We start from the raw sequence: 1656 nt of genomic DNA on the forward strand, positions 1-1656 counted from the left end.
AGGCCGCCCGACACGATGGACACGATCCGCGCCCGGCCCGACGAGGTCTCGAAGACCGGCGCCCCGGACGAGCCGAACCACACATCGCAGGAAAACGCATAGACCCCCACCCCGCGGTCGAGCACGGTGCAGCCCGGCTGCCAGGACAGCGCCTCCTCGCGCCCGCGGGCATAGGAGACCACGCTGACCGCGCCGCCACGCCCCACCGCACGCCCCGCCACGAAGGGCGCGGCCACGCCCGCCGGGATCGGCTCGGCCAGTTGAACCAGCGCCGCATCCGCCCCCAGCCGCGCCAGCGCGTCGCCCTCGCCAGGGCGATAGCCCTCATGGATCACCGCCCGGCGTCCGGCGACCTCGGCGATGGCCGCCCCCTCGCTCAGCCCCGCGCGAAAGGTCAGCCCGCGCGGATCCACGCGCTGGCCCTGACCGTCGAACAGGCAATGCGCCGCGGTCAGCACCAGGTCGGGCGCGACCAGAACCCCGGTGCAGAACGCGCCCGCCGCATGGTCAAGCCGGCCCACCGCCTCCCAGCCCAGCAGTTCGGCGCGCTGGCCCAGCCGCCTGAGCCCGGTATCGCCCAGCGCCGGAAACGCGACCAGCGCCAGCATCAGACCCAGGGAAAGCCGGGGGCACCGCATCGCTCAGGGCCTTACGAACCGCGCGCCGCCACTCGCGCGCGCGCCGCCCTGCCCGAAGCGCGGCGCCGCCCCGGCCGCGCCGATCACGCCCGCACCCGCCGCAAGTCGGCCCTGCAACAGATCCAGCGACGCGCCCAGCGCCGTGCCCAGCGCCACCGGCCGCGCGGCCAGCTCGGCCTTGGCCGACACGACGGACACGATCCGCGCCACGCCATCCTCGATCCGGAAGACCGGCGCGCCCGAGGCCCCGAAATCCACCTCGCAGGACAGCAACAGGACGCCCGGCTGCAAGGCCAGCACATGGCAGACCTTCTGCAGCGAGGGGGCCTCGGACCGGCCCTGGGCATAGGACACCACGCCCACCGCCGCCCCCATGCGCGGCCGATCCCCGGTCTCGAAGGGATGCAGCCCCGGCAGCCGGATCGCCTGATCCAGTTGCAACAGCGCCAGATCATGGGACACGCGCGCTATGTCGTCCGGCGCGTCATAGCGGTAATCGGGATGAACGACGCCGCGGCGCACCTTGCGATAGGCTTCGGCCCGGCCATTGCGCCAGCCCGCCCGGAATTCCAGCCCGGACGGATCCACCGGCAGCCCGCTCGCCCTGTCGAACAGGCAATGCGCCGCGGTCAGCACCAGATCCGGCGCGATCAGCGCCCCGGTGCAGAAGCCGCGCCCGCCGATCTCGATCCGCCCGACCGCGCGCCAGTCCTTCGAGGCGTCGCCGCTTTCCAGCGCGCGCAGCGTCCCGTCCTGCGCCGCCGCGATCCCCGCGCTCAACGCCAGCAAAAGCCCGGCCAGCGCCGCGACATGTCCGAACGATCCCGCCATGGAACCGCGATAGCACCCGCTCGGGGCAGGATTATGGCCGCGCCCCCTGGTCCGCGCCCAGCGCCCGCGGCCGCGGCCCGCCTGTCGCCCAGTCCAGCAACTCGACCGTATGGACCACCGGAACCCCGGTGCCCGAGCCGATCTGCATCATGCAGCCGATATTGCCCGTGGCGATCACCTGCGGATC

Annotated in this window: 2 protein-coding genes and 1 pseudogene; all 3 read right to left on the reverse strand. The window is 73.6% G+C overall.

The window, feature by feature from the left end; genetic code table 11:
• Positions 1-608 (reverse strand): trypsin-like serine peptidase (locus tag ENN83_RS10105; RefSeq protein ID WP_287186585.1); only part of this gene is annotated, 608 nt, incomplete at its 3' end.
• 33 nt (positions 609-641) lie between these two features.
• Positions 642-1469 carry a trypsin-like serine peptidase gene (locus tag ENN83_RS10110; RefSeq protein ID WP_287186587.1) on the reverse strand — a complete coding sequence of 276 codons (828 nt, stop codon included), beginning with the start codon at positions 1467-1469 and terminating at the stop codon, positions 642-644.
• 31 nt (positions 1470-1500) lie between these two features.
• Positions 1501-1656 (reverse strand): annotated as a pseudogene (locus ENN83_RS10115) (glycolate oxidase iron-sulfur subunit); the annotation flags it as partial.

The organism is Rhodovulum sp. (assembly GCF_011048875.1).
Lineage (GTDB): Bacteria > Pseudomonadota > Alphaproteobacteria > Rhodobacterales > Rhodobacteraceae > Rhodovulum > Rhodovulum tesquicola.